Source organism: Nocardioides sp. NPDC006273, from assembly GCF_040613495.1.
GTDB lineage: Bacteria > Actinomycetota > Actinomycetes > Propionibacteriales > Nocardioidaceae > Nocardioides.
The window spans coordinates 102,536-108,886 of the sequence record NZ_JBEXSD010000009.1; the positions used below are offsets into that span (position 1 = coordinate 102,536).

At 66.6% G+C, this 6,351-nt stretch carries 8 protein-coding genes; 3 read left to right on the forward strand and 5 right to left on the reverse strand.

Translation table 11 applies throughout. The annotated features are described in order from the left end of the window. Positions 1-14: 14 nt before the first annotated feature. Entirely contained in the window at positions 15-875 is an 861-nt protein-coding gene (locus ABZZ22_RS06330) for a type IV toxin-antitoxin system AbiEi family antitoxin domain-containing protein (RefSeq protein WP_354928029.1), read from the reverse strand. A 217-nt stretch (positions 876-1,092) separates the two neighbouring features. Continuing rightward, positions 1,093-1,434 carry a hypothetical protein gene (locus ABZZ22_RS06335; RefSeq protein ID WP_354928032.1) on the reverse strand — a complete coding sequence of 114 codons (342 nt, stop codon included), beginning with the start codon at positions 1,432-1,434 and terminating at the stop codon, positions 1,093-1,095. Between the two features lie 348 nt (positions 1,435-1,782). On the opposite strand from ABZZ22_RS06335, the gene ABZZ22_RS06340 reads away from it, so the two are divergent. Next, positions 1,783-2,952: a DUF2157 domain-containing protein gene (locus ABZZ22_RS06340; RefSeq protein ID WP_354928035.1), complete on the forward strand. Its 1,170-nt coding sequence runs from the start codon at positions 1,783-1,785 to the stop codon at positions 2,950-2,952. Next, positions 2,949-3,410: a GDYXXLXY domain-containing protein gene (locus tag ABZZ22_RS06345; RefSeq protein ID WP_354928038.1), complete on the forward strand. Its 462-nt coding sequence runs from the start codon at positions 2,949-2,951 to the stop codon at positions 3,408-3,410. The genes ABZZ22_RS06340 and ABZZ22_RS06345 overlap by 4 nt, the downstream gene beginning before the upstream one ends. An 11-nt stretch (positions 3,411-3,421) precedes the next feature. On the opposite strand, the gene ABZZ22_RS06350 is transcribed toward ABZZ22_RS06345, so the two are convergent. Next, positions 3,422-3,799 (reverse strand): helix-turn-helix domain-containing protein, encoded by a 378-nt coding sequence (locus ABZZ22_RS06350; RefSeq protein ID WP_354928041.1) that lies wholly within the window; start codon positions 3,797-3,799, stop codon positions 3,422-3,424. A 63-nt stretch (positions 3,800-3,862) separates the two neighbouring features. On the opposite strand from ABZZ22_RS06350, the gene ABZZ22_RS06355 reads away from it, so the two are divergent. Then, entirely contained in the window at positions 3,863-4,726 is an 864-nt protein-coding gene (locus tag ABZZ22_RS06355) for an NmrA family NAD(P)-binding protein (RefSeq protein ID WP_354928044.1), read from the forward strand. Between the two features lie 211 nt (positions 4,727-4,937). On the opposite strand, the gene ABZZ22_RS06360 is transcribed toward ABZZ22_RS06355, so the two are convergent. Continuing rightward, a complete protein-coding gene (locus ABZZ22_RS06360; RefSeq protein WP_354928047.1) occupies positions 4,938-5,468 on the reverse strand; it encodes a hypothetical protein in 531 nt (176 codons plus the stop codon). Then, positions 5,392-5,856: a hypothetical protein gene (locus ABZZ22_RS06365; RefSeq protein WP_354928050.1), complete on the reverse strand. Its 465-nt coding sequence runs from the start codon at positions 5,854-5,856 to the stop codon at positions 5,392-5,394. Before ABZZ22_RS06365 ends, ABZZ22_RS06360 begins: the two co-directional genes overlap by 77 nt. Between the last annotated feature and the right edge of the window lie 495 nt (positions 5,857-6,351).

Here is a 6,351-nt window from a genome sequence, read left to right on the forward strand (position 1 = left end):
CCAGATCAAGCGGATCATCGAGAAGCCGGTGATCTCGCGCAGCTCATCCTCACGCCTCTTCTCTGCGAAGACGACTCGCCGGGGTCCTGCCCCGGTTGGAGCAGACGGCCGTACTTGACCCGCCCGTCGAACTCGCCGAGCAGTCCGAACTCCGGCCAAGCCCAGTCGGTGACACCCACGATCGAGCCATCGGCGCGCCGTACCTCGTACTGAAGCTCCGGCTGCGGGAGGCCGAAGGAACGGAACAGGTGCTTTCCACGTGACTCCCCGATCGAGCCCGATCTGCCGTCTGCGAACGGAACGAGAGCTCTCACACGGTGCATGTACGGCCAGTGCTCCACGATCTTGTACGCCGCCTCCAGGCGGTCACGGTCGAATGTTCCGCTCCGCAACCCGGCGTCGAGCAGACACCACGCGGCCTCCGTGTCGACGCGAGATGCCGCTTCGAGCACGCATCTCTCCGCGAGCATCACCTTCATCCCGTCGGCAGCCACCACCTCGTCGTCAATGGTGAAGCCTTCGTGATGCACGACGTCACCTTCGATCCGCCCGGCGCCGCCATCGAGGCGGGTGACGTGAACCCGGTCGAGCGGGAGATTCCAGACGTCGATCCCATGGGCCACCACACCGGAGGTGTGACTCAGCGCCACGGAGTCGCCCAACGACCGCATCACCGCGCGCGCCCGGACCTGGTGTCGTGCCACCGGATCGAGCTCGAGCCACGTTGTGCCTGGCGCATAAGCACCGCGGCGAATGCGATGCCACTCGCCCGAGCGCGCCATGCGAGTGATGTCTCGCTTCGCATATCCCGCTTCCAGCGCCATCTGGGTCGTGAAGAAGCCGTCTCGCTCGATGAAGAATTGGAGTGCGTCCATACGCACAACCTTCACGCCGCGGCGCGAGGCCAGAAAGCCCAATTTCCCCGGCCTGTGGATAACTTCCGATCGAACCGGTCTGCGGACGGGAGTTGGCCCGGCGTACGTCGTGCGCCTTCATCAAGGTATGCAGGCGAAGGCGCACATCCCCAGCGGAGTTCCGCACGGGATGTGTTACTTCGTCTGCATACCTCGCTCGAGGAACACCCCAGCCGCCTCAGCGTCTGCGCGTACGCAGCGCATGGGCGACGTTGACGCCGACGAGGCCTACCCAGGAGATCACCAGGGCACCGACGTTGTCGGTGACGCCGAGGGTGATGCTGATCGGGATGCCGGCCACGGCCGATCCTGCGCCCAGGACGAACTGGAAGATCGAGGTGCGCGACTCGTTGCGCTCGGCGAGGGTGCGGGCGGAGGCGGTGGCGCCGACCCGCTCCTGGACGGTCTTCTCGATGCGGTCGGCGAAGCCGGCGACCAGCTCGGCATCGAACGCGTCCCCCAGCTCATGGCGGGTCTCCAGACCTGCCTCGATGTCCTTGCGCGCCATCTCGTCTACCACGTCGGTCAACCTTACAGATCAGATGCGGGGGCCGGTGTCCCCGAAGTCGTGCTGAATGTCGGTTCGCTCGGCGTGGCCGTGCGGGGCTTGGCTCGACCCGACAGCATCCAGACCAGAGCCACGAGGGCGACCACGACGACGAGCAGCGCTGCTCCACCCAGGATCAGCAACCACGCTGCCATCTGACTCCCCGTTCTCCGGCCCGCTCTCGCGAACGCTCAAACACTAGCCCGCGGGGCGCGCACCCGCAGCCGAATACATTTCGGCTGGTCTTCCCGATCGCACGAGCCGACGAGTTGAGTAGCCGTGCTCACGCGCTGTGCCTCCGCGAGCCGTTGCAATGGTCATATGGAAACAGGAGCAAGACCAGTCGCGCCGAGGCGGCTCGACTGGCTGAACGACGAGACCGCCCGCTGGGTCGGCGAGGGCATCCTCACCGAGCACACCGCGGAGAAGATCAAGGCGCAGTACGTCGCCTCCCCCACCGGCTCGCTGACGCGGGTCATCTCCTACCTCGGCGGCGCGTTTCTGGGTGTCGGGCTGGTGTGGCTGGTGGCGACCAACCTCGACACGCTCTCGCCGCTGGTGCGGTTCGCCGGGATCGTCGTCGTCTGGCTCGCGTTCACCGCTGCCGCGGAGGTGCCCACGCTGCCGCATCCCCTGCGCGGCGCTTTCCGCGGGATCGCGGCGACCGGCTTCGGTGGGGTCATCTTCCAGGCGGCGCAGAGTCTCCAGGTGCCGGCCTACGAGCCCTCTCTGGTCGGGCTCTGGGGGCTGGGGGCGCTGCTCTACGCCTACGCGAGCGCAGGCGTGGCGCCACTGGTCGTCGGCATCACGACCACGATGATCTGGTTCGACTGGCAGGTGGTGGCGAGCAGCGAGAGCACCTTCGCCGGCGTCTTCGCGGTGCTGGTCGGAGGCGTCGTCGCGACGGCGACAGCCGCGCTGCACGACCGAGACCGGCAGACGTTCGCCCAGGTATGGCGGCTCGCGGGCGGCGTACTCGTCCTGGGTGGCCTCTTCGTCGCCGCCATCCCGCAGATCGGCGACCGCGAGCTGGCGTGGAGCCCAACCCTCGTCGTGGCGCTGGTGATCGCCGCGCTTCTCGCCGCGGTCGCGGTGGGGCGTACGCGCGGGTGGTCCCGGTGGGAGGTGCTGGCCTCGGTGCTCATCGTGCCGATAGGCCTCGCGCTGGTCTCCTGGGACCCGCAGGTGAGCGACCTCGGCGCCGTGTCGGGCGAGGCATGGCTGTCCGCCTTCGTCAGCATCGCGGTATACGTCGTCGTTGCCGGTGCGGTCGCCGTCGACGGCTCAGTGCGCGACCATACGTTGCTCGTCGTGCTCGCCACCGGCGCGCTGGTCGTCTTCACGACCATGCAGAGCTTCGCGGTCTTCGCGCCGATCGTGTCCGGCGCGACCCTGTTCCTGATGCTGGGCGTGCTCCTGCTCACCACCGGATTCGTCTTCGACCGCGCCCGACGCGGCGTGGCCGCCAACCTCAGCGAGGGCCTCTCATGAACGCTCGTATCAAATTGATGCTCGTCTGCATCCTCAATCTCGGACTGGTCGGTCTCGCCGTCGCCGGTCAGCTCTCCGCACGTGTCACCGGCGACGAGATCCGACTCCGCGTCGCCCCGGTCGATCCGATCGACCCGTTCCGCGGCGCCTATGTCGACCTCGCCTATCCCGACATCACCGAGCGTACGACTCACCAGACCGGGGACGCGTACGTCTCGTTGGCACGACGTGGTCAGGTCTGGGAGGCGACCAGCGTCTCGGTCGACCCGCCTGCCGAAGGGCTGTTCCTGAAATGCCATGACGACGGCTCGCGGCTTGCCTGCGGCATCGAGAGCTTCTTCGTCCCGCAGGACCGGGCCAAGGAGATCGAGGGCGACGTCGGCCGCGGCGACTCCGTCGCGGTGGTGAAGGTCGACTCGCGCGGCAACGCGGCGCTCGTCTCGGTCCAGACGCACTGACAGAGACCCGACTAACGTTGGGGCTCTTCGATCGCCGGCGCCTGTTCCGGCATGGACACCAGGGCCGAGACGGGTGCGGCGATTCCCCAGTCGTACATCGCGTCCAGCACCGGACGCAGCTGCCAGCCGAGCGGAGTCAGCTCATAGACCACCCGCGGCGGGATCTCGGCATACGCGGTGCGGGTCACGATGCCGCGAGCCTCGAACAGACGCAGCCGGTTGGTCAGCGTATGGGCACTGATCCCGGGAAGCGCGCTTCGCAGCTCACCGAACCGGTGCGGGCCGTGCATGAGCTCCCGAACGATGAGCGTCGCCCACGGACCGTCGAAGAGCATCAGGAAACGCGACACACCACACTCGGGAAGCTCAGGAAGCTCGACATCTGACATTTCTTCATCCTAACCCAATAGTGCAGTTGACGTAACTGGTGCACAATATGCACCAATAGACCCATGACCTACATCATCCATGGCGCCACCGGCGCCCAGGGCTCCCCCGTCCTCGCCGCAATGCTCGCCACCGAGAACCCGGCCGTGGCCGCCGTACGCACCTTGGACGCCGTGAACGACGGCGTCGCCTCGATTGCCGTCGACCTCGCCGATGCCGGCTCCCTCGCCGAGGCGTACGCCGGCGCGGACGGCGTGTTCACCCATCTGCCGATGGGTCCGCCGGAGCAGTCCCTGCAGTACGTCGAGGCGATCGCCACCGCGGTCGCCAAGGCGCAGCCGGCCCGCGTGGTGATCTCCACCAGCGGTCAGATCGTGGACCAGCCCGGCTCTCCCCTGCAGGCCAACGACGACAGCCCGATCGCCACCCTCATTCGCCGCGTCAGCGACACCGGCGTCTCGACCGCCGTCGTCGCCACCCGGCTCTACCTGGAAAACCTGCTCCTGCCCGTGATCTCCGGCCCCGCGAAGCTCGACGGCGTCCTCCGCTATCCGCTCCCGACCGCGTTCCCGACGTCCTGGATCTCGCACCGCGACGTCGCCGACGTCGTGGTCCGGCTCCTCACCGACCACTCCACCACAGGCATCGTCGCCGTCGGCGCCCATCCCGGACTCACTGGCCCCGACCTGGCCGCATCTTTCGCCGGACGCCTCGGCCGCGACGTGACCTACGAGGCGATCACACCCGAGGCGTTCGGCGAGCTGATCTCCCTGCTCTTCGGGCCGGAGGCCAGCGCCCCTGTCGTCGGTCTCTACCAGGCCCTCAACACCCAAGAAGGAAACACCATCGCCCCCGACAACAGCGCCCAGAGCCTACTCGGCATCTCACCGCGGTCCGTCGAGGACTGGCTCGCCAACGTACCTTTCTGAGACACCAGAATCACTGGACACGGCTTGCACGTGCCCCGTGTCACCCGCCGACCGACAGACATCCGCCCGCGACCAGAACCGCAGGTCACGGGCGGATCAGTCAGCTGATCTGTCTACAGGTACTGACCCGTGGTGGAGACCTGCTCGCTAGAACGGCCGGGCTCGGTGCCCTGCTGGGTCCCAAGCACGACGATGCCCGGCCAACGCATCGTCAGCGACTCAGCTGCTTGATCAACTCCGCCGGCGTACCTTCGAACTTGTCACCGATCGCGTCCTGCCCTTCGATCGACATCTCGAGTCTACTGACGCCTACCCGCTCCGCGTCCTGTGCAACGGCGAGGAGGTCGTCTTGCGTCGTCACGGTCAGCACCAGCCACGTGTCGGAGCCGCCGCCGACGTAGGTGACGCTCGCGATCGGCGAGTCCCTCATCCCCTCGAGCACCGCAACCTCGCCCTCGACTTCCTCGACCGTGCCCATCACCAGGAGGAATCCCTCAGAAGGCACGTCGGCGACCGACACGAAAAGGTGGTTCGGGTTCACCAGCTTCGCCTGCGCCGCGAGAGCCGACCTGTTGGCATCGACCGTGTCGGTCAAGGGAACATTGAAGTGGAGTCCGATCTTTTTCGGCTTCTCGTTGAAGCCGCCGACCTGCACCGACGCGCCATCATAGGCACTCCAGTCCGGCAGGCTTTCGAGGTCCGTCACGACACTGCCGATCAGGCTCGCGTCGAGCTTGTCCATCGCTACCAGGACGTGAAATCCACCTGGTGCCTCGACCGAGAGCGTGCCGTAACGAGTCGCATGGTCCCCCCAGCTCCTTCAGCACGGTGATAGTGACTCCCATCGGGTCCTCAACGCCGTCCAGCGACACCCGGAACGAGTCATCGATCCCTCCCGCACCAAACGGCTTGATCTCCTCGGAGGTGTATTGATCGAGTTCCAGACCTGCTAACTCCACGAACGCGGCAACGGCCCCGTTGGGCAGCTGCTTCTGCGCCACGTCTGATCCGACGACCACGCCGTTGCTCGTCAGGTCCCAGCCGTTCAGCCTGGTTGCGAGACCGCCGTCGTCCTCCCACTCGGCGATCCGATCGGCGACCGGCTTCAGGTCGCTTTCCTTGACGCCCATCAGTCTCCGTCCCCCTGCTCACGCTCCTCAAGATACAAGTGGCTGCTGCCGGACCGGGGACTGACATTGCGCTGATCTCGGTATGAACGTCAGGCCGTGCGTACCGCGAAGTCGACAGAGTCGCGACCGGACTTTCGCAGTGCATGTTGGACTGGTTCGCAGGCACGCATGAGGTCGAGACAACCGCCGTCAGGCGTCATGACGAAACCTCCGATGACGCCGCGACCGACACTCGCCTTCCAGTCGGACAACCTGGGCTCCCACGTGTTGACCAGCTGGATCAACGTTTGCCAGGTGGCAAAGTCCGTCAACTCGTGAGACTCGGCCGGCTCCATATGACTCCTGGTTCGTGAAGGGGACCTCGTGACCGTCTGTGAAACCTGAGAATAACTAGGCCTGCCACCTGCTTCCGAGCCCGTGGGCGTGGCCGTGCACCCCTCGCCGGGCTGGCAGGGCAAGACCGTCGTCGGTCACCTCGTGGCCGCCGGCTTCCGG